14 protein-coding genes and 1 tRNA gene are annotated in these 22089 nt (G+C 27.2%); 11 read left to right on the forward strand and 4 right to left on the reverse strand.

The window, feature by feature from the left end; translation table 11 throughout:
* Positions 1-25 precede the first annotated feature (25 nt).
* Positions 26-1843 carry a 30S ribosomal protein S1 gene (gene rpsA / locus DM780_RS01485; protein ID WP_110548701.1) on the reverse strand — a complete coding sequence of 606 codons (1818 nt, stop codon included), beginning with the start codon at positions 1841-1843 and terminating at the stop codon, positions 26-28.
* Positions 1844-2171: 328 nt separating this feature from the next.
* Between rpsA and dnaE the strand changes: the two genes are divergently transcribed.
* From dnaE to DM780_RS01540, 11 genes are all read left to right on the forward strand, one after another.
* Positions 2172-6458 carry a DNA polymerase III subunit alpha gene (gene dnaE / locus DM780_RS01490; protein WP_110548702.1) on the forward strand — a complete coding sequence of 1429 codons (4287 nt, stop codon included), beginning with the start codon at positions 2172-2174 and terminating at the stop codon, positions 6456-6458.
* 121 nt (positions 6459-6579) lie between these two features.
* On the forward strand, positions 6580-8349 hold the full coding sequence (locus tag DM780_RS01495) for an argininosuccinate synthase domain-containing protein (RefSeq protein ID WP_110548703.1): 1770 nt from the start codon (positions 6580-6582) through the stop codon (positions 8347-8349).
* A complete protein-coding gene (argC, locus tag DM780_RS01500; RefSeq protein ID WP_110548704.1) occupies positions 8349-9323 on the forward strand; it encodes an N-acetyl-gamma-glutamyl-phosphate reductase in 975 nt (324 codons plus the stop codon). The genes DM780_RS01495 and argC overlap by 1 nt, the downstream gene beginning before the upstream one ends.
* Before the next feature lie 11 nt (positions 9324-9334).
* The gene (locus DM780_RS01505) at positions 9335-10468 is read left to right on the forward strand and encodes an aspartate aminotransferase family protein (RefSeq protein ID WP_110548705.1); all 1134 of its coding nucleotides are present in this window, start codon (positions 9335-9337) and stop codon (positions 10466-10468) included.
* Between the two features lie 3 nt (positions 10469-10471).
* Entirely contained in the window at positions 10472-11578 is a 1107-nt protein-coding gene (carA, locus tag DM780_RS01510; RefSeq protein ID WP_110548706.1) for a glutamine-hydrolyzing carbamoyl-phosphate synthase small subunit, read from the forward strand.
* A gap of 10 nt (positions 11579-11588) precedes the next feature.
* Entirely contained in the window at positions 11589-14813 is a 3225-nt protein-coding gene (carB, locus tag DM780_RS01515; protein ID WP_110548707.1) for a carbamoyl-phosphate synthase (glutamine-hydrolyzing) large subunit, read from the forward strand.
* A gap of 4 nt (positions 14814-14817) precedes the next feature.
* Positions 14818-15777: an N-acetylornithine carbamoyltransferase gene (locus DM780_RS01520; protein ID WP_110548958.1), complete on the forward strand. Its 960-nt coding sequence runs from the start codon at positions 14818-14820 to the stop codon at positions 15775-15777.
* On the forward strand, positions 15774-16565 hold the full coding sequence (gene argB / locus DM780_RS01525) for an acetylglutamate kinase (protein ID WP_110548708.1): 792 nt from the start codon (positions 15774-15776) through the stop codon (positions 16563-16565). The genes DM780_RS01520 and argB overlap by 4 nt, the downstream gene beginning before the upstream one ends.
* Positions 16556-17635 (forward strand): M20 family metallo-hydrolase, encoded by a 1080-nt coding sequence (locus tag DM780_RS01530; protein WP_110548709.1) that lies wholly within the window; start codon positions 16556-16558, stop codon positions 17633-17635. Before argB ends, DM780_RS01530 begins: the two co-directional genes overlap by 10 nt.
* A gap of 52 nt (positions 17636-17687) precedes the next feature.
* Positions 17688-18017 carry a thioredoxin gene (gene trxA / locus DM780_RS01535; RefSeq protein WP_110495842.1) on the forward strand — a complete coding sequence of 110 codons (330 nt, stop codon included), beginning with the start codon at positions 17688-17690 and terminating at the stop codon, positions 18015-18017.
* Positions 18018-18022: 5 nt separating this feature from the next.
* A tRNA-Asp gene (locus tag DM780_RS01540) sits at positions 18023-18096 on the forward strand.
* A gap of 22 nt (positions 18097-18118) precedes the next feature.
* On the opposite strand, the gene ribB is transcribed toward DM780_RS01540, so the two are convergent.
* The 3 genes from ribB to DM780_RS01555 are packed head-to-tail and all read right to left on the reverse strand — an operon-like array spanning position 18119 to position 22087.
* Positions 18119-18766 carry a 3,4-dihydroxy-2-butanone-4-phosphate synthase gene (gene ribB, locus DM780_RS01545; protein ID WP_110548710.1) on the reverse strand — a complete coding sequence of 216 codons (648 nt, stop codon included), beginning with the start codon at positions 18764-18766 and terminating at the stop codon, positions 18119-18121.
* A gap of 33 nt (positions 18767-18799) precedes the next feature.
* Positions 18800-20107, reverse strand: coding sequence for an LptF/LptG family permease (locus DM780_RS01550; protein ID WP_110548959.1), 1308 nt, complete (start codon positions 20105-20107; stop codon positions 18800-18802).
* 57 nt (positions 20108-20164) lie between these two features.
* Positions 20165-22087, reverse strand: a complete 1923-nt coding sequence (locus DM780_RS01555) for a DNA translocase FtsK 4TM domain-containing protein (protein ID WP_235611967.1) — start codon at positions 22085-22087, stop codon at positions 20165-20167.
* Positions 22088-22089: the final 2 nt, after the last annotated feature.

Here is a 22089-nt window from a genome sequence, read left to right on the forward strand (position 1 = left end):
TTTTAATATTGAAATTTCCTTTTTTTTACTTTTTTTCTTTTTCTATTTTTTCTTTTAATTTAGCTAATCCGGCAATATCTCCAAGAGTAGATTTTTCTAATTTTCTATTTCTCATACGTTGTTCTTTTTTTTGATCTCTATCACGATAAATTGCTGTATGAGAAACTACAATTTTTTTAGTTTCTTTATTAAGATCGACAACTTTAAAATTAATTTTTTCTCCTTTTTTAAGAATACTTCCATCTTTTTTTTCTAATGAACGAAACGGTGCAAATGCTTCTATTTCTTGATCTCTAAATTGAATAGAGGCTCCTTTATCCAATAAATTTTCTATCATTCCATTATGAATACTCCCTACATAATAAATTTTTTCATATTTATCCCATGGATTTTCCGTTAATTGTTTATGGCCTAAATTTAATTTTCTGGTTTGAAAATCTAAAAAAAGAATAATTACTTCTAATTGATCATTAATATTGCAAAATTCAGAAGGATGTTTTATTTTTTTAATCCATGAAAGATCTTTTGTATAAATAATTCCAGATATTCCTTTTTCCAATTCTAAAAAAACTCCAAAATTAGTAAATTTTCGTATTAATCCCATATGTTTTGATCCTATAGGATATTTTTTATGAATATCGATCCAAGGATCTGAAGTAAGTTGTTTTATGCTCAAAGACATTTTTCTTTCTTGACGATCTATAGTCAATATAATAGCTTCTAATTCATCTCCTATTTGTACAAAATCTTGTGTAGAAGACAAATCGGAAGACCAAGACATTTCACTAATATGCAATAAAGCTTCTACACCTGGAATAATTTCTACAAAAGCACCATAATCAGCTAAAACACTAACTTTACCTTTTACTTTACTTCCTACTTTTAATTTTTCATCCAAAGAATTCCAAGGATGAGGGAGCAATTGTTTTAACCCTAGTTGTACACGATTTTTATCTTTATCTACACCTAAAACAACAAATTTTAATTCCTGTTCTAATTGAACTACTTCTGTAGGATGATTAATATGATGCCAGCTCATATCGGTAATATGCAATAAAGCATCGACTCCACCTAGATCTACAAAAGCACCATAAGGAAGAATATTTTTTATTTTTCCTTCTAAAACTTGACCTTTATCTAATTTAGAAATCATTTCTTTTCTTTGCTCTTCAATATCTCTTTCTATTAAAACTTTATGGGATACGACAACATTTTTTGTTTTTTGATTAATTTTAACTACTTTAACCTCCATTGTTTTCCCAACATAAGTATCATAATCTCGAACAGGTTTCACATTAATATGCGATCCTGGTAAAAAACATTCAATATCAAAAATTTCTACGATTAAGCCACCTTTAGTTCTAGCAGCTACATAACCTAAAATAACTTCTTCTTTTGTATATGCTTCATTAATTTTCTGCCAATTTCTTAACGTTTTTGCTTTTTGATAGGAAAGAATACATTGCCCTTTATAATCCATTTTAACAACCATAACTTCCATATTACTTCCTACTTCAAAATTCAAATTTTCTTTAAATTCTCTAATTGGAATCGAACCTTCCGCTTTAAATCCTATATCTACAATAACATTGTGATCCATAATATTTGTAACAATTCCCTTATATATTTCCAATTCGTGGATATCTGGCAAAGTTTCTTCGTATATTTTTTCCCACTTTTTTCTTTCTTTTTTTATCTCATTATTTAAATGAGTTTCGTATTTTGTCCAATCGAAACTTTTTTCTTTTTCTTGATATTTCAATTTTATGTTTCTATCACTACTATTGATCCTATCAGATGAATGAGTAGTTTCTTTTTTAGTTTCTTCTGTTTGATTAGACATATATTTTTATATTTTTTAGAAAAAACCTAACTAGTTGATTTTTAATTATTATACTAGAAATAATATACATTCCAAATATCCACTATGATTAGGCCTATTGTTTAGGTCGTTTAGGAATACAAAACTAATAATTTTTCAGAACATTTTTCAGAACATAAAATTTTTGATTTTTTCTTTTATTTTGATAGATTATAAAAAAACTTTTTACAAAAATTCATTGTGATAGTGTAATAGTGTAAATTGATTTATTTTATATATATAAACTAATAAACTAATAAACTAATAAACTAATAAACTAATAAACTAATAAATAGTAAAATAAAAAATAATGTATCTTATTGTTGATACCGAAACTACCGGTTTACCTAATTCCTATAATCTTCCTATTACCAATTCCGATAATTGGCCAAGAGTAGTACAAATAGCATGGCAATGTCATGCTATTTCAGGAAAAATAATAGAATTTAAAAATTTTATTATAAAACCGGATGGTTATGATATTCCTTATAATGCTTTTAAAATTCATGGAATTACTAATGAAAAAGCAGAAAAAGAAGGAAAACATTTAGATTTTGTGCTGAATAAATTTAAGAAATCATTTGAAAAATCTAAATGTTTAATTGGACATAATTTGGATTTTGATAGAAAAGTTATTGAATGTGAGTTTTTTAGAATGAAAAAAGAAATTTCTTTTCAAGAAAAGAAATTTTTAGATACTAAAGAAGTTTCTGTTAATTATTGCAAATTACCTGGTATTAGAAAAAAATTTAAATGGCCTACATTAACCGAATTATACTATAAATTATTTGGAATAGATTTATCTAATTTTCATCATCATGCTGAAAATGATGTAAAAGCAACCTCTCGTTGTTTTTTAGAACTTTTACGGATGGGAATTATATCCTATAATGATATTGGAATAGATGAATCAATCATCAAAAATTTTCGAGAATCTTTTCCAACTATTATCTCTTCCTCTATAGTTTCTTTCAATCCCCATAATCCAAAAAAGAATACAGAAAAAAAAATAGAAAATAAAATAATTAATAATAATAAGGAAAAATTAAAAAAAAAAAAATATTCTCATATTCATAATCATACTTCTTTTTCTATTCTTTTTTCAACTATGGATCTTTTTTCAATGATAAATAGAGCTATATCCTGTAATATGCCAGCTATTGGAATAACAGATTATGGAAATATGATGGGGAGTTTTCATTTTTTAAATACCATTCATTCTGTCAACAAAAAATATGCTTCATTGAAAAAATCCATAAAAGGAATTATTGGTTGTGAGGTGTTTATTTCCGAAAATTATTTACAGAAAAAGTTTACTAAAGAAACACCGGATAAACGTTATCATCAAGTTTTATTATCTAAAAATAAAACAGGATATCATAACTTATCCAAACTTTGTTCTTATGGATTTTTAGAAGGACTTTATGGTGGAATTCCTAGAATAGGAAAAAACTTGATTGAAAAATATAAAGAAAATTTAATCGCTCTTACTGGAGATCTCAATGCAGAGATTCCACAAGTTATTCTTAATCAAGGAGAAAGAAAAGCAGAAAAGGTTTTTCTATGGTGGAAAGAACTTTTCGAAGAAGATTTTTACATAGAATTATTACGTCATGGATTAAAAGAAGAAGACTATGTTAATAGGATACTACTGAAATTTTCAAAAAAATATCATGTCAAGTACATTATACAAAATAATACTTTTTATTTAGATCAAAAAGATGCTGATGTTCATGATATTTTGCTTTGCGTAAAAAATGGAGAAAAAAAATCAACTCCTATAGGTAGAGGAAGAGGGTATAGATTTGGATTTCCAAATCAAGAATTTTATTTCAAAAGTCCAGAAGAGATGAAAGAAATATTTTCGGATATTCCAGAATCTTTTGATTTCTTAGATGAATTAGTCAGTAAAATTGAATTTTACAGTCTATCACAAAAAATATTACTTCCAAAATTTCAGATACCAAAACATTTTGAAATTCCTTTAGATAAAAAAGATGGAGTGTATATAGGGGAAAATTCTTTTTTAAGAAGTATTACATATGAAGGGGCTAAAAAACGTTATAAAAATATAACTAAGGAAATAAAAGAAAGAATTCACTTCGAATTAAAAACAATTGAAAAAATTGGATATCCTGGTTATTTTCTGATTGTTCATAATTTAGTTTCTCAAGCTAGAAAAATGAATATTTCAGTAGGACCTGGAAGAGGTTCTGTTGCTGGATCTGTAGTTGCCTATTGTATAGGTATTACTGAAATAGATCCCCTAAAATATCATCTTCTGTTTGAACGATTTTTAAATCCGGACAGAATATCTTTACCAGATATTGATATCGATTTTGATGATCGAGGACGTGAAAATATTATTGAATGGGTAGTCCAAAAATATGGAAAAAATAAAGTTGCACAAATCATTACATATTCCAAAATGGGGGCAAAATCTTCTATTCGAGATACGGCTCGGGTATTAAATTTATCTTTAAAAGATACAGATCGTATTGCAAAAATGGTACCTAATTTACTATCATTAAAAGTTATTTTATCTTCGGAGGTATTAGAAAATAGAAATAAGGAAGAAATGGAAAATATCCAAAAATTGAGAAAAATTGCAGAGAATGAAGAAACTTTAGAGGGAAAAATTTTGCAAAAAGCAAAAAAATTAGAAGGATCTATAAGAAGTACTGGTATACATGCTTGTGGGATCATTATCAGTCCATACGATATAAAAGAATATATTCCAGTTTCTATTTCCAAAGAATCCGATTTATTGTTAACACAATTTGATAACAATGTAGTAGAACATGCTGGATTATTAAAAATGGATTTTTTAGGATTAAAAACTCTTACTATTATTAAAGATTCCTTGAATCTTATCAAAAAAAACATCAATGTTACAGAAATTTCATTTTCTATAGAAGATTTAAAGACTTATTCTCTTTTTCAAAAAGGAGAAACCGTAGCTATTTTTCAATATGAATCTACAGGAATGCAGAAATATTTACGCCAACTTAAACCTGATAAATTTGATGATTTAATTGCAATGAATGCATTATATCGACCTGGACCATTACAATACATTCCTAACTTTATTTCCAGAAAACAGGGAAAAGAAGAAATTACCTATGATTTACCAGAAATGGAAGAATTCTTAAAAGAAACTTATGGGATAACTATATATCAAGAACAGGTGATGTTAATATCCCAGAGAATAGCAGGTTTTAGCAAAGGAGAAGCCGATTTACTTAGAAAATCTATGGGTAAAAAACAAAAAGAGGAACTAAATAAATTGAAAAATAAGTTTCTTAATCAAGCTATAAAAAAAGGATATCCCAAAAATATATTAGAAAAAATATGGAAAGATTGGGAGTATTTTTCTTGCTATGCTTTTAACAAATCTCATGCTACCTGTTATGCTTATATAGCATTTCAGACTGCTTATCTTAAAACGCATTTTCCCTGTGAATATATGGCTTCTGTATTAAGTAATCACATGGACAATATTAAACAGATCACTTACTTTATAAAAGAATGTAAGCGTATGGATCTATCGATTGTAGGTCCCAATATTAATGAAAGTGATGATATTTTTAAAGTAAAAGATAAAAATTGTATTCAATTCGGTCTTAGAGGAATAAAAGGTGTAGGAGAAAATTCTGTAAAAATGATTGTTCAGGAAAGAAAAAAAAATGGACCATTCACTTCTATTTTTAATCTGGTAAAACGTATTAATTTACGTATAGTGAATAAGAAAACTTTAGAAAGTTTAGTTTTATCTGGAGGATTAGATAAATTCCATTTACGTAGAGAACAGTATTTCCACTTTGAAGAAAAAAGTAAGTTAAGTATTCTAGAAAAGATCATTCAATTTGGATCTAAATACAAAAAAATAAATAATATTTCCAAAAACAATATGGAAATAGAAAAACCCATGATTATTGAATGCCAACCATGGAGCAATCTATATAAATTATATAAAGAAAAAGAAGTATTGGGGATTTATGCTACTTCACATCCTTTAGATGATTATTTTTATGAAAGAAAATATTTTACAAATCTATCTTTAGACCAATTAAATAAAAATGAACAAAAACTTATAGGAAAAAAAATATATATATGTGGAATTCTATCTAAAATTGAAAAAAAAATATATATCAAAAGTGGAAAAAAATATGGAATTTTCTTATTAGAAGATGATTATTCTTCTAAATTATTTCGTATTTATGGACAACAATATTTAAAGTATGAACATTTACTATTTAGTAATAGCCTATTATATTTATATATTTTTATTGAACCCTCTAAAGAACGAAAAATACATATATTTCATATCGAAAGTCTACAAAATGTTTTAAAAAAATTTTCCCATAAACTGGTAATTAGGATAAATATAAAAGACTTAGATAGCCTAATTATTGATGATCTAGAAAAATTATTTTCTGAACAACCAATAGGATATAAAAAGCTGAATATTCTTCTTTATGATAAGGAAAATCATATTTCTTTAAATTTTGAATCAAAAAAGTATGGAGTTGACATTAATTCCAGTTTTTTAAAAAAATTGGAAAAAATAAAAGGGTTAGATTTTGTTTTGAATTAAAACTTAATTAATAAGACTTTCTTAAATTTACACTTAAAATAATAAAGTAAATATTATGAATTCACTTTTTTATAAATCAATAAATTACATTTTTTTTTAGTAGTTATTGGTTTTTTTTAAGATGAAAATAAAAGTTAGAGTATCTCATGAAGAGGATACAAAATATGCTTCCTTAATTTGCAAAAAAATCCAGGAATCCGCAAAAATTAGAGGAACTGGTATTGCTAAAAAAGATCCAGAATATATTAAATCAAAAATGATTAATGGAAATGCCGTAATGGCTTTCTATAATGGAAAAATTGCAGGTTTTATTTACCTTGAAGTTTATCAAAATAAAGAATTTGTTGTTAATTCTGGTTTAATTGTTTTTCCTGAATTTAGAAAAAAAGGATTAGCAAATATTATAAAAATTGAAATATTTAAACTTTCTAGAAAAAAATTTCCCAATTCTAAAATTTTTAGCATTACCACCAGCCATTCCGTGATTAAAATGAATACAAAATTGGGTTTTAATCCTGTTTCTTTTAGTGAATTAACTCAATCAGAAGAATTTTGGAAAGGATGTAAAAGTTGTGCTAACTTCGATATATTAACCAGAAATAAAAGAAATATGTGTCTTTGTACAGGTCTTTTATATAAACCATCTGAATCTTATGAAGATAAAACCGTTCAAAAAAAAAACATAGATAATTTAATTCGTGGGGATAAAATTATTTTAGCCTATAGTGGTGGTTTAGACACCTCTTATTGTTTAAAATATCTTATCCAAAAAGGATACGATGTGCATACGGTTATTATTAATACAGGAGGATTTAAAGAAGAAGAATTGAAAAAAATTGAAGAAAGAGCTTTAAATATTGGATCTAAATCCCACAAAACAATCGATGCTATAGAATATTATTATCAAAATTGCATAAAATATCTGATATTTGGAAACATTCTTAAAAACAATACCTATCCACTTTCAGTAAGCTCCGAAAGAATTTTTCATGCTATTAAAATTGCACAATATGCGACTTTTATTAAGGCAAAAGCAATTGCTCATGGAAGTACAGGAGCCGGAAATGATCAAATTAGATTTGATATAGCTTTTCAAATTATTTGTCCAGATAAAATTACTTTATCCCCAATAAGAGATTTAAGAATTTCCCGAACTGAAGAAATTGAATATTTACGAAATTGGGGGATATCCATTTGTTGGAATGAGGCAGAATATTCTATTAATAAAGGAATTTGGGGAACTAGTATAGGAGGAAAAGAAACTTTAACTTCTTATCAAGATTTTCCAGATGAGGCATATCCAACTAAATTAAGTAGAAAAAAAAGTGAAAATCTAGAATTAGAATTTGAAAAAGGAGAATTAGTAAGTGTTAATAAAGAAAAGGGAAAAGCAATAAAAAATATCCTAAAAATTGAAAAAATTGCCTCTCAATTTGCTATAGGAAGGGGAATACATATAGGAGATACTATTTTAGGTATTAAGGGAAGAGTAGCATTTGAAGCTTCTGCAGCTATCATTATTATTAAAGCACATCATTTATTGGAAAAGCATATTCTTACAAAATGGCAACTTCATTGGAAAGAACAATTATCCAATTGGTATGGAATATTACTTCATGAAGCTCAATATTTAGATCCTGTCATGCGGGATATAGAAATGTTTTTAACAAGTACCCAAAAAAGACTTACTGGAACCGTATATATAATTTTACATCCTTATAGATTTCACTTAGTTGGAATTAAATCTGAATTTGATTTAATGGAATCTAATATGGCTAAATACGGAGAAATGAATTATTCTTGGACTGCAGAGGATGTTAAAGGATTTACAAAAATATTGAGTAATCAAATGAAAATGTATCATAATTTAAATAAAAATAAAAAAAAATAATGATTGAAATAGGAATTATAGGAGGGACTGGATATACTTCGGGAGAATTAATTAGATTAATAATTAATCATTCAAAAGCAAGGATTCATAGTGTAGTTAGCAGAAGTAAACCAGGAAAGTTAATTCATTCAGTCCATCAAGATTTATTAGGAGAAATAGATGATTTGAAGTTTACTGATTCCTTAAGCAAAGAAATTGATGTAGTATTTATATGTTCCGGCCATGGAAAATCTAGAAAAGAATTAAAAAATATATCCGAAAGTATAAAAGTAATTGATCTTAATCAAGATTTTAGAATTATCAATTATTCAGTTTTCAGAGATAGAAATTTTATTTATGGATTACCAGAATTACAGAAAGATATCATTAAAAAATCTAGTAATATTTCTAATCCCGGATGTTTTTCTACAGCTATTCTTTTAGCTATTTTACCTTTAGCTAAAGAAAAATTATTAAAAAATGATATTCATATAAGTGCGATAACTGGTTCCACAGGATCTGGGAAAAGGAATCTCGATACGAATCATTTTAGCTGGAGAAATAATAATATTTCTTCTTATAAAATATTTAAACATCAGCATTTACAAGAAGTAAAACAAACTATTCTTCAAATGCAAAATAATTTCCATTCGGAAATTTATCTTATTCCTTATAGAGGAAATTTCTCTAGAGGAATTATAGTTACTTTATATACTTATTCTAGTTTTTCTTTAGAAAAGAATAAGGAAATATATAAGGAATATTATAAAAATCATCCTTTTGTAGAAATATCGAACATAAACGTTGATGTAAAACAAGTGGTAAATACCAATAAGTGTATTTTGCATCTTATTAAAGAAAAAGATCAACTGATTGTTATAAGTGTTATAGATAATCTTATAAAAGGAGCTTCTGGACAAGCTATACAGAATATGAACCTTTTATTTAATTTAGATGAAACTTGTGGTTTGAAATTAAAATCCATTCGTTTTTAATATAAAAAAAAATGGACCTATTTGACGTTTATCCAGTTTTAGATATAGAATTAACCAAGAGTAAAGGAATCTATGTTTTTGATAAAAAAGGACATATGTATTTAGATTTTTATGGAGGACATGCAGTCATTTCCATTGGTCATTCTCATCCATATTATGTAAGATCCTTAACAGAACAAATTCATAAGATATCCTATTATTCAAATAGTGTTTTTATTTCTCAAAAAAAAGAATTGGCCTATTTACTTGGCGGTATTTCAGGATATGAAAACTATTCGTTATTTCTTTGCAATTCCGGTTCTGAATCTAATGAAAATGCATTAAAAATAGCTTCTTTTCATACAGGAAAGAAAAAAATTATTGCTTTTAAAGGGGCATTTCATGGAAGAACGAGCGGTAGTTTATCCGTAACGGATAATCATAAAATTATATCTCCTTTTAATACGCAACATAAAACTATATTTGTAGATTATAAAGATCTTAATTCCTTAGAAAGGGAATTAAAAAATGGTGATATTTGTGCCTTAATAACGGAAGGAATACAAGGGTTATCTGGAATTATAGATCCTGGTTTAAATTATTTTCGTAAATATTGGGAACTTTGTATAAAATATGACACAATTTTTATTATTGATGAGATTCAAAGTGGATATGGAAGAACTGGATCTTTTTTTTCTCACCAATTATATTCTATAAAACCAGATTTAATTACGATTGCTAAAGGTATGGGAAACGGATTCCCCATAGGAGGGGTTCTTATCCATCCTAAATTTAAACCATATTACGGAATGTTAGGAACTACATTTGGTGGAAATCATTTAGCTTGTGTAGCTGGTATTGCTGTATTAAAAATTATTCTCAAAGAAAATTTAATTGAAAATGCAAAAAAAATGGGAGAAATACTATTAAACGAATTGCGTAGGATTCCTAAAATAAAAAAAATTAGTGGTCGAGGACTTATGTTAGGGTTAGAATTTGATTTTCCTATTGATGATTTAAAAAATATTTTAATTTACAATGAAAAAGTATTTGTAGGAACATCCAATAACTCATATATATTACGATTGCTACCTCCACTGAGTATCAACCTCAGTCATATAAAATTATTTATTAAAAAACTAAAGAAGGCCTTATCATATATATAAAAAATGAAAAAAAATAATAGGAGTAAAAAGGCTATGCTTATACTGGAAGATGGAACTAAGTATGAAGCTTATCATTTTGGAGCCCCCGTTTCCTCTTCCGGAGAAGTAGTATTTAATACTGCTATGACCGGATATACGGAAAGTATGACGGATCCATCTTACAAAGGTCAAATTTTGACTTATACTTATCCTGTAATAGGAAATTATGGAATTCCTTCTCCATCTTCTAAAGAATCTATCCATGAATTTTACGAATCTGATAAGGTTCAAGTATCCGGCCTAATTATTTCATATTATTCCAACCGTCCGTATCATTGGAATATGTATACGACTTTATCTGATTGGTTAAAAGAAAATAAAATTCCGGGATTATATGGGATAGATACTAGATTTATTGCAAAAAAACTTATAAATAAAGGAGGATCCATGTTAGGTAAAATTTTAATAATGGAACAAGAAAATATTCCCTTTTACGATCCTAATAAAGAGAATCTTTCTAAAAAAGTTTCTACCTCTAAAAAAATCATATATGGAAATGGAACATATAAAATATTACTTGTAGATTTTGGATTAAAAAATAATATTTTACGTTGTTTATTGCGAAGAAATTGTACCATAATAAGGGTCCCATGGGATTATGATTTTACGAAGGAAGAATATGATGGACTGGTCCTTTCTAATGGACCTGGAAATCCCCATATTTATGAAAAACCTATATCCTATATTCGGATTGCTATGAAAAAAGAACGACCTATATTTGGGATATGTTTAGGAAATCAACTTTTGGGTATTGCTGCAGGAGGATATACTTATAAACTTAAGTATGCACATAGAGGACATAATCAACCGGTTGTATTTATAGAAACAGGACAAAATTTTATTACATCCCAAAATCATGGATATGTTTTAGACACTACCAATATTTCTAGAGAATGGAAGATATTCTTTAAAAATTTAAATGATAACACTTGCGAAGGAATCATTCATGATTTTAAACCTTTTTTTTCGGTTCAATTTCATCCAGAAGCATCCAGTGGACCGACAGATACCGAATTTTTATTCGATTTTTTTATTAATTTGATTGGATCTTCAAGAAGATTACAAAAATAGATAGTATGAAATGAAAATAGATAAAATACTTATACTTGGATCAGGGGCATTAAAAATAGGAGAAGCTGGTGAATTTGATTATTCTGGAACACAAGCTTTAAAAGCTCTTAAAGAGGAGGGAATTTATACTATATTGATTAATCCAAATATCGCAACTGTTCAAACTTCGAAAGAAGTTGCTGACAAAGTTTATTTTCTCCCTCTCACCTTTTTTTTTATAAAAAACGTCATTGAAAAGGAAAAACCGAAAGGAATTTTTCTTTCTTTTGGAGGACAAACTGCATTAAATTGTGGAATAAAACTTTTTAAAGAAGGAATTATAGAAAAATATAAAATTCAAGTTTTAGGAACATCTATTGAATCTATAATGAACAGTGAAGATAGAAATCTATTTCGAAATCGGTTAAGTCGTATTAATATAAAAACGGCCAAAAGCTTTGTAGTCCATTCCATGGATCATGCCATATCCTATTCTTTAAAGATTGGTTTTCCTATTATAATTAGGTCTTCTTATACACTTGGAGGTTTAGGTAGTGGGTTTGCCAAAGATATTCATGATTTAAAGAAAATCGTCCGTAAAGCTTTCTATTACTCTTCTCAAGTTGTTGTAGAAGAATATTTAGAAGGATGGAAAGAAATTGAATATGAAATAGTTAGAGATAAATATAATAATTGTATTGCAGTATGCAATATGGAAAACTTTGATCCTATAGGAATTCATACTGGGGAAAGTATTGTGGTATCTCCTTCGCAGACTTTAACAAATTCAGAATATTATGGTTTAAGAAATTTAGCTATCCATATAGCTAGGGATTTAGAGATAGTTGGAGAATGTAATGTTCAATTTGCATTAGATCCTAGATCGGAAGATTATCGTGTTATTGAAGTGAATGCACGTCTTTCTCGTTCTAGTGCTCTTGCTTCTAAAGCAACTGGTTATCCATTAGCTTTTGTTTCTGCAAAATTATCTATAGGATATGGATTGCATGAATTAAAGAATTCGAATAAAAAAAATTATGCGTTTTTTGAACCCGCATTGGATTATGTAGTCTGTAAAATCCCCAGGTGGGATCTAAATAAATTTTATGGTATTTCCAATAGAATTGGAAGTAGTATGAAAAGTATAGGAGAAGTTATGGCTATTGGAGGTTCGTTTGAAGAAGCCTTACAAAAAGGAATTAGAATGTTAGATATTGGAATGCTAGGATTCATAAATTCTAAAAAAAAAATTGGATCTACTCTTTTACTTAAGGAATTTTTGAAAAAACCAACGGATCAAAGAATTCTATTTTTAGAAGAAGCTTTCGAAAAAGGAATTTCTATAAAAGAAATACATGATCTTACAAAGATAGATCTATGGTTTTTATACCAGTTGGATAACATATTTCAAACAAAAAAAGAGATTTCTTCTTATAACGATTGGAGGGATATCCCAGATGAATTATTACGTAAAGCTAAGAAAGAAGGATTTTCTGATATGCAAATTGCTAACCTTTTTATTATTGATAAGGATCAAGATAATATGGATGCGATGGAAGAAAAAATAAGAAAATATAGAAAAGAAAAAGGAATTATTCCATATGTTCGAAAAATTGATACTTTGGGTTATGAATATCCATCAGATACAAATTATTTGTATTTAACCTACCATTCAATTCAACATGACGTTATTTATGAAAAAGATTATAAATCTGTAATTACTTTAGGATCTGGTGTTTATAGAATTGGAAGTAGTGTAGAATTTGATTGGTGTTGTGTAAATACATTAAATACTATTAATAAAGAATCTTATAGATCAATAATGATTAATTACAATCCAGAAACAGTTAGCACAGATTTTGATGTTTGTGATCGTTTATATTTTGAAGAAATTACTTTAGAACGTGTATTAGATATTATTGATTTAGAAAACCCAAAAGGAACAATAGTATCTATGGGAGGACAAATACCCAATAACTTAGTTTTAAAACTTTATAAAAAAGGAGTAAAAATTCTAGGTACCTCTCCTATTTCTATAGATAAAGTGGAAAATAGATATAAATTTTCTAACGCTATGGATGTTTTAGGTATTGGACAACCTAGATGGAAAGAATTATCAGATTTTGATAGTATTTATCAGTTTGTAGAAGAAGTAGATTATCCTATCTTAGTTAGACCCTCTTATGTTCTTTCAGGTTCGTATATGAATGTAATTTCCAATTATGAAGAACTACAGCACTATCTTATTCGTAATAAAGAATCGGTTTCTATGGATCATCCATTGGTGATCACAGAGTTTATTAGAAATGCCAAAGAAATGGAATTAGATGCTGTTGCTCAAAATGGAGAGATATTGTATTATGCTATATCAGAACATGTAGAATTTGCTGGAGTTCATTCAGGAGATGCTACTTTGGTATATCCTCCACATAATTTATATTTATCTACATTAAAGGAAATCATACGTATATCTAATCAAATCGCAAAATATTTTAATATATCTGGACCTTTTAATATTCAATTTTTATCTAAAGAAAATGAAGTAAAAGTAATTGAATGTAATTTGAGAGCTTCTAGGAGTTTTCCTTTTGTATCAAAAATATCTAAGTTCAATATGATAGAACTAGCGACTCAAGTACTTCTTGGAAAGAAAAAAAAGAAAAAGGATCCTAATTTTTTTACTACTAATTTTTTAGGGATAAAAGCCTCTCAATTTTCTTTTTCCAGGTTACAAGATGCAGATCCTATATTAGGTGTAGATATGACTTCAACGGGAGAAGTAGGATGTTTAGGATATTCATTTGATGAAGCTCTTCTAAAATCCATGCTTTCTGTTGGTTATACTATTCCAAAAAAGAATATTCTTATATCTAGTGGTCCGATGGATTCTAAATTAGATTTGTTAAATATGGTTAAACTTTTGCATAAAAAAAGATATATATTATTTGCTACAGAAGGAACAAATAATTTTTTATCCGATTGTGGAGTCCCATCAATAAGAGTTCATTGGCCAAATGAAAGAAAATATCCTAATGTAATTGACTTGATCAAAGATAGAAAATTCGATCTTATTATCAATATTCCTAAAAATTTAAGTAAATTCGAGTTAGATAATGATTATGCAATAAGACGTTTTTCCGTAGATTTTAATATTCCTCTACTAACTAATACGCGCTTGGCAAAAGCTTTTATACAAGCTTTTTGTAATTTATCTATGGATAAACTATCCATAAATTCTTGGGATGAATATCAATAAATTTATGAAAAGATTTTTTAGCGTTGAAGATGTTATAAACGTATATGATATCATTAAAGAAGCCATAAATTTGAAGAAAAATCCATATTGTTTTCAACATATTGGGAAGAATAAAACAATTGGATTGGTATTTTTTAATCCTAGTTTACGTACAAGAATTAGTTGTCAAAAAGCTGCTTTTAACTTAGGAAGTAATACTTGGGTGTTAAATATTCATCGGGATTCCTGGAATATCGAAATGAAAGATGGAAATGTGATGAAAGATACTCAAGAACATCTAAAGGAGGCTATTTCTGTAATGAGTTTATATTGTGACATTCTTGCAGTAAGAACTTTTCCTTATCTTAGAGACAGAGATTATGATTATAATGAAGTTCTTTTTAATAAAATATTGAGCTATTCTAAAGTCCCCGTAGTTAACATGGAAAGTGCGACTTTGCATCCTTTGCAGTCTTTAGCGGATGTAATGACCATTGCAGAATTTATACCTTTTTTTTCTAAAAAAAAATGTAAAGTGGTGTTAAGTTGGGCTCCTCATGTAAAGCCATTGCCACATTCTGTGGCAAATTCCTTTTCCCAATGGATATCCAAAATAGAAGAAATAGATTTAACCATTACTTGTCCAGAACAGTATGATTTATATGAAGAATTTTCTAATGGAGTTTATACTACATATAACCAAAATGAAGCATTTTTAAATGCAGATTTTATTTATGCTAAAAATTGGAGTAGTTATATAAATTATGGAAAAATACTCTGTAATAATAATGATTGGATGATTACCGAAAGAAAAATGAAAATAACCAATAAAGCAAAATTTATGCACTGTTTACCTGTAAGGAGAAATATGGTAGTGGAAGATTCAGTTTTGGATAGTCCAAATTCCATTGTTTTGCAACAAGCAGAAAATAGAATTTATGCTTCGCAAATAATTTTCTTGAAAATTTTACAATCTTTATCATGAAAATACATATAGTAAAAATTGGAGGAAATTTAATTAGTGATCAAAAATGGCTTAATTTTTCTTTAAAAGAATTTGTAAAACTACAAGGAAATAAGATATTAATTCATGGTGGAGGAAAAAAGGCTACCCTTATTTCTGATCAAATGGGGATTACTCCAAAATTTATACAAGGAAGAAGGATTACGGATAAAGAAACGATTGACCTAGTTGTCATGACCTATGCTGGTCTTATAAATAAAAATATTGTCGCAATATTACAATCTTATTACTGTAATGCTTTGGGATTATGTGGTGCAGATGGAAATTGTCTTAAGTCATGCTACCGTTTTAAAAAAAAAAATACCGATATTGATTATGGATATGTAGGGGATATCACCAATAAAAGTGTTAATACTTATTTTATAAAATTTCTTTTGAAAAATAATATTGTTCCTGTATTATGTTCTATCACTCATAATGGTAAAGGGAATCTTCTAAATACGAATGCAGATACTATAGCTGCATGGATTGCCATATCATTGAAAAAGGATTTTAAGGATGAAATAGAGTTACATTTTTGTTTCGAAAAAAAGGGGGTATTACGAGATTTACATGATGAAGAATCCTATTTAAAAAGAATAGATTTTACTTTATTTCAAATAATAAGAAAAAATCATACTATTAAAAATGGGATGATCCCAAAATTAGAAAATGCCTTTCTTGCATTAAAAAATGGAGTATCTAAGGTAAGTATTGGTCACCCATATTATTTAAATGATCTTAATAATAAGACCATTATATGTCTGTAGTGAAATTGAAAGTTTTAAAGGAAGAAGCTATAAAACTTCTTATACGAATAATTAATACTCCATCTCTATCTAAAAAAGAAAAAAAGGTCTCTTATCTGATAGAAAACTATATTTCTAAATATGGATTTTACATCAAAAGAAAATTTAACAATATATGGACAGAAAATACTAATTATAATAAAAAAAAAAATATTCGTACTATCCTATTGAATTCTCATCATGATACAGTAAAACCAGGAAAAAATTGGGAAACTGATCCTTTTACTGCAATAAAAAAAGAGGATAAGTTAATAGGATTAGGAAGTAACGATGCTGGAGCTTCCGTGGTTTCCTTAATTTCTACCTTTATCTATTTAAGTAATTTATGTGTATTACCTTACAAATTGGTACTTTCTATTACTGCAGAAGAAGAAATTTCGGGATCATTAGGCGTAAGATCCATTTTACCTGAATTAGGATATATTGACTTAGGAATAATAGGAGAACCAACAAAAATGAAAGTGGCAATAGCTGAAAAAGGATTGATCATATTAGATGGAATTTCAGAAGGAAAAACTGGACATTCTGCAAGAAATCAAGGGGTTAATGCCATCTATATTGCTACAAAAGACATAGAATGTTTAAGAAATTTTCAATTTGATCGAAAATCTAAATTACTAGGATTTCCAATATTAACGGTTACTCAAATAAAAGGGGGGATACAGCATAATGTTATTCCTGATTTATGCTCTTTTGTCATTGACATTAGAAATAATGAATTATATTCCAATGAGGAATTAATGGAAATAATACAAAAAAAAATTCGTTCTAAAATAAAACCACGTTCTTTACATTTCCATTCTTCTTTCATAAATCCAATACATCCCATTGTATTAAAAGCAAAATTAATAGGTCTAAAAACTTATGGATCTCCTACCCTATCTGACCAAAGTATTATGCCATTTTCAACCATTAAAATTGGTGTAGGAGACAGCATCCGTTCTCATACTCCTAATGAGTATGTTCTTATTTCAGAAATTCTAGATGGAATAGATATTTACATACGTTTGTTAAAAGACTTTCAATTTTAAAACAAAAAAGGTAAATTTGTCTTGTTCTTATTTTATTTAAATGGAAAAAAGTATGATACAAGAAATAAACGATGATAACTTTGAAAAAGTTGTTCTTGAATCGGATAAACCTATTTTAGTAGATTTTTGGGCTCCATGGTGTGCTCCATGTAGAACTTTATCTGCTATATTAAAAGATCTATACATAGAGTATAAAGAAAAAGCTATTGTTTTCCAGTTAAATGTAGATAAAAATCCAAAAACTTCTTCTAAATATGGAATCCGAAGTATTCCTACCATGTTTTTTTTTAAAAACGGAGAAAAAAAAGATATGCATATTGGAGTTGCCTCTAAAGAGGAGATAAGAAAAAAATTAGATTCTTTAATAATAAGAATTCAATAAATTTTGGTCTGGTAGTTCAGTTGGTTAGAATACATGCCTGTCACGCATGGGGTCGCGGGTTCAAATCCCGTCCAGACCGCATTTAAAAAAAATAAACTACTCTATGATGCTTTTTTATGATATTGGATGAGATTTTCTATGGAAATAATTTTCATATGAAATTTTTTAGCCATTTGAATTAATTGTGGAAGACGTGCCATAGATCCGTTTTTATTAAGAATTTCCACTAAAACACCTCCTGGAATACATCCTGATAATCTAGTTATATCAATAGCAGCTTCTGTATGTCCGGGTCTTTCTAGGACCCCACCTTTTTTTGCTCGAAGAGGAAAAATATGACCTGGTTTATTAAAAGATTCTGGGGTTTCTTCATGTACTAGTGCTAGGATTGTCTTTGCTCTATCGAAAACAGATATTCCTGTTCGAACTCCATAACCTCGTACATCTACAGATACCGTAAAAGCCGTTTTTCTAGGATCTGTGTTCTTTTTTACCATCATTGTAAGTTCTAATTGATCACATTTTTCCTCGGTTAAAGAAACACAAACTAATCCTCTTCCATGAGTGATCAAAAAATTAACAATTTTAGGAGTTATTTTTTCTGCTGAAACAATAAAATCCCCTTCATTTTCACGATTTTCATCATCAACCACAATAATTATTTTTCCATTTTGGATATCCTGTAATGATTCTTCAATACCATTTAGATTAAACAATTTTTTGTTTTTATCAGAAAAATAAAAAGCCATCTAAATCCTCTATTTTTATTTTCTTAGTATGATTTAAAAATCATCCATTACAGTTTTATAAGTAATCCATATACTGATAGGAAAAAAAGTAAAATTTGGGATCCAAGCACTTATCCATGGATAAATATCAGCTTTCTCTCCTTGATTTTGTGTAATGGTAAGTAAAGTATGATAAATGATGAATATAGTTATTGCCATAATAGTTGGAAAACCAATTCCCCCTTTTCGTATAAGAGCTCCTATTGGAGCACCCGTAAGAAACATTATAATGCATGTTACTGGAAATATAAATTTTTTTTGCAATTCTAATTGATACTTTGCTAAATTTATTTTTCTTTTTTTTAGAATTTTTTTTTGATATTTAAGTTTTTCTATCAAAAAGGATAAACGATCTATCATTTTCTTATATAGGATAATAGATCTATTATTTGAAATTTTTTCCAATTTTTTTTTTAAAAAAAGAAAATCGTAATTTTTTTTCTTAAATTCAGAATCAAATTGATTTTTTTCTTTTTTTAAAAAATTTATTTTTTCGATCAATTTGATTGTATCAAAAGTTTGATAAGAATCATAATCCTCTAAGTTTTTTATTTTATCTTCTATCAAAGGTATTTTAAAATATTGAATTAAAGTATCAAATTGAACGATTTGATAAGATGGTATTTTTTTTTCATCATGGTGGTCACTATAAAAAAAACCATTAATGAGTTTGATCCGAAAGGACCCATCTTCTCTATTTGGTATCAAAATTCCTTCTTTAGCAAGAATAGTATTGATAAATAAATTTTTTTCATAAAAAAAAATGAATATCCCATTCATATGATTTTTATCTTTTCCTGATTGTTTATCTATCTTTATGAAAAAATCGGGAAAAATGTTAACAAACATTCCTTCCTTTAACTTTAAAGATGGATGGGCTACTGAAATTTGATAACCTAATTCTTTCGCTTTTTTTTTTGCTTTTGGAATGGCATAATCAGAGAAAAAATATAAACCTAAGGAAAGGAGGAATGTTAAACCTAAAATAGGTTTCATAATCCTAAAAAGGGAAATTCCAGAAGATTTAATTGATATCAGTTCTTGGGTTTCTGATATTTCTCCATAAGTCATGATAGAAGTTAACAATATAGAAATTGGAGTTACTAAAGGAACTATCGTAATACCAAAATAAAATATAAATTTTAGGATGATGAAAATATTAATATCTTTTCCTGTTAATTCATCAATTTTACTCCAAAAAAATTGAACGATAAATACAAAAATTACCGAAAAAAAAATAACTAAAAAAGGAACTATAAATAAACGAATCATATATAGATCCAGTTTTTTTAGTTTTAACATTATGTTATTTTTATTAATTGATTGATTATTAAGATAATAAAAAGTATTTTTTATCAATTATTCATCCGGATACGGTAAAAAAAAGTATTCGTTTTTTTTTAAGTTTTTTTTTCCATAAAAAGAAATAATCTTTTGAATATCTGATAGATCTATGAAAGGACATTGTAACCGGATTAATTCATTTTTATTGGAAAATAACAGGTCTCCTCTTCCAATGAGTTGTTCCGCTCCTGTGCAATCTAGTATAGTTCTAGAATCTATTTTAGAACTAACTCTAAAGGCAATTCTTGCAGTAAAATTAGATTTAATTAATCCAGTAATCACATCTACCGATGGACGTTGTGTAGAAATAATTAAATGAATACCTACTGCACGGGATAACTGTGCTAAACGAGTAATATATATTTCTATTTTTTTTTGTTGAAAAGAAAAACTTAAATCTGCAAATTCATCAATAATTAGGATAATATAAGGAAAATGATATTTTTTTTCATATTTTATATTGTATTCTTTGATATTTCTTACCATAGATTTTTCCAAAATATCATATCGTTTATCCATTTCTTTGCATAAAGAATTTAATATATTTTTTACTTCATATATGTTTGTAATGATAGGTTCTTTGGAATTAGGCAACATAGCAAAATAAGATTTTGAAATTTTTTTGTAAATAGATAATTCTACTTTTTTTGGATCAATCAAAATAAATTTAATATCTTCTGTATTTTTTTGACATAATAAGAATACAATTATAGAATTTAATCCTACTGATTTTCCTTGTCCAGTGGATCCTGCTATCAGCAAATGAGGCATTTTTGTTAGATCTACAATAAAAGTTTCATTAAATACTGTTTTTCCTAAGGCAATGGGAAGTTCCATATTGGTACTTTTCTTGAAAATTTCTTCTGAATAAAGGATGTTTTTCATATATACGGTAGTAGTTGGATTATTTGGAACTTCTATTCCAATAGAACCTTTTCCAGGTATTGGAGCTATAATTCTTATACTTAAAGAAGATAAATTTAAAGCTATCTCATTTTCTAAGTTTTTTATTTTTGAAATTCGTACACCTACCTTAGGAAATATTTCGTACAAAGTGATATTAGGTCCTATAGTGCACTTTATTTGATCGATTCCTATTTTATAATAGTTAAGTATTTGTAGTATTTTTTTTTTATTATCTTTTTCTAGATATTTTTCTTTTTTCTCTTCATGAATAGAAATAGAAGAAGATAAAATAGGGATATCTATCCTACTTTTTTTTTCTTTAAAATTAATAAAAAATGGATGATTATCAATAGCATATTCCTTTTTTTCATATTTTTTATAATTGAAAAAATTTTTTTTAAAATTATGGAATAGTTTGAGTAATAGACCCTTATTGTCTTTGCAATTTTTTTCCTTTTCTTTTTTTAATTTTTTAGTATTTTTTATATGACGAAATATGATTACGTAATAAAGTAAAAAGCTAGTCAATACTAGAATTCCTAATCCTACTTTTCCCAATAAACTTATCAAAAAATTTCCGATTTCAAACCCAAAAACACCACTTAATATTCCATAATTAGGAAAAATAAGATAAAATGTGATTGGGATCCATATACTAAAAAATAAAAATTTATATGTTATGAATTTATAAATATTCAATATAAGGATTCCTCTAAAAAGTATTTTTAACCCTATTAAAAAAAAGAATATTGGAAAAAAAAAGGAACTAATTCCTATTCCACAGTGTATAAAATAGTGAGATAGAGTTGCTCCTATTTTTCCAAGTAAATTTTCTGCTACTATATCTTTATCAAATAGTTGGTTAATTTGACTTTGATCATTTTTCCAATGAAAAATAAAAGAAAAAAAGCTTAAAAATAAGAATAGGCTATTCCCTAATAAAAAAACACCAAGAATAGTTTCCATAATATTTTTTTCTTTTTTTTTCGTAAAATTTTTGTACATTCTTTTATTCTGAATTTTATTATCCATAA

The sequence above is a fragment of the Blattabacterium punctulatus genome (genome assembly GCF_003226695.1).
GTDB classification, from domain to species: domain Bacteria; phylum Bacteroidota; class Bacteroidia; order Flavobacteriales; family Blattabacteriaceae; genus Blattabacterium; species Blattabacterium punctulatus.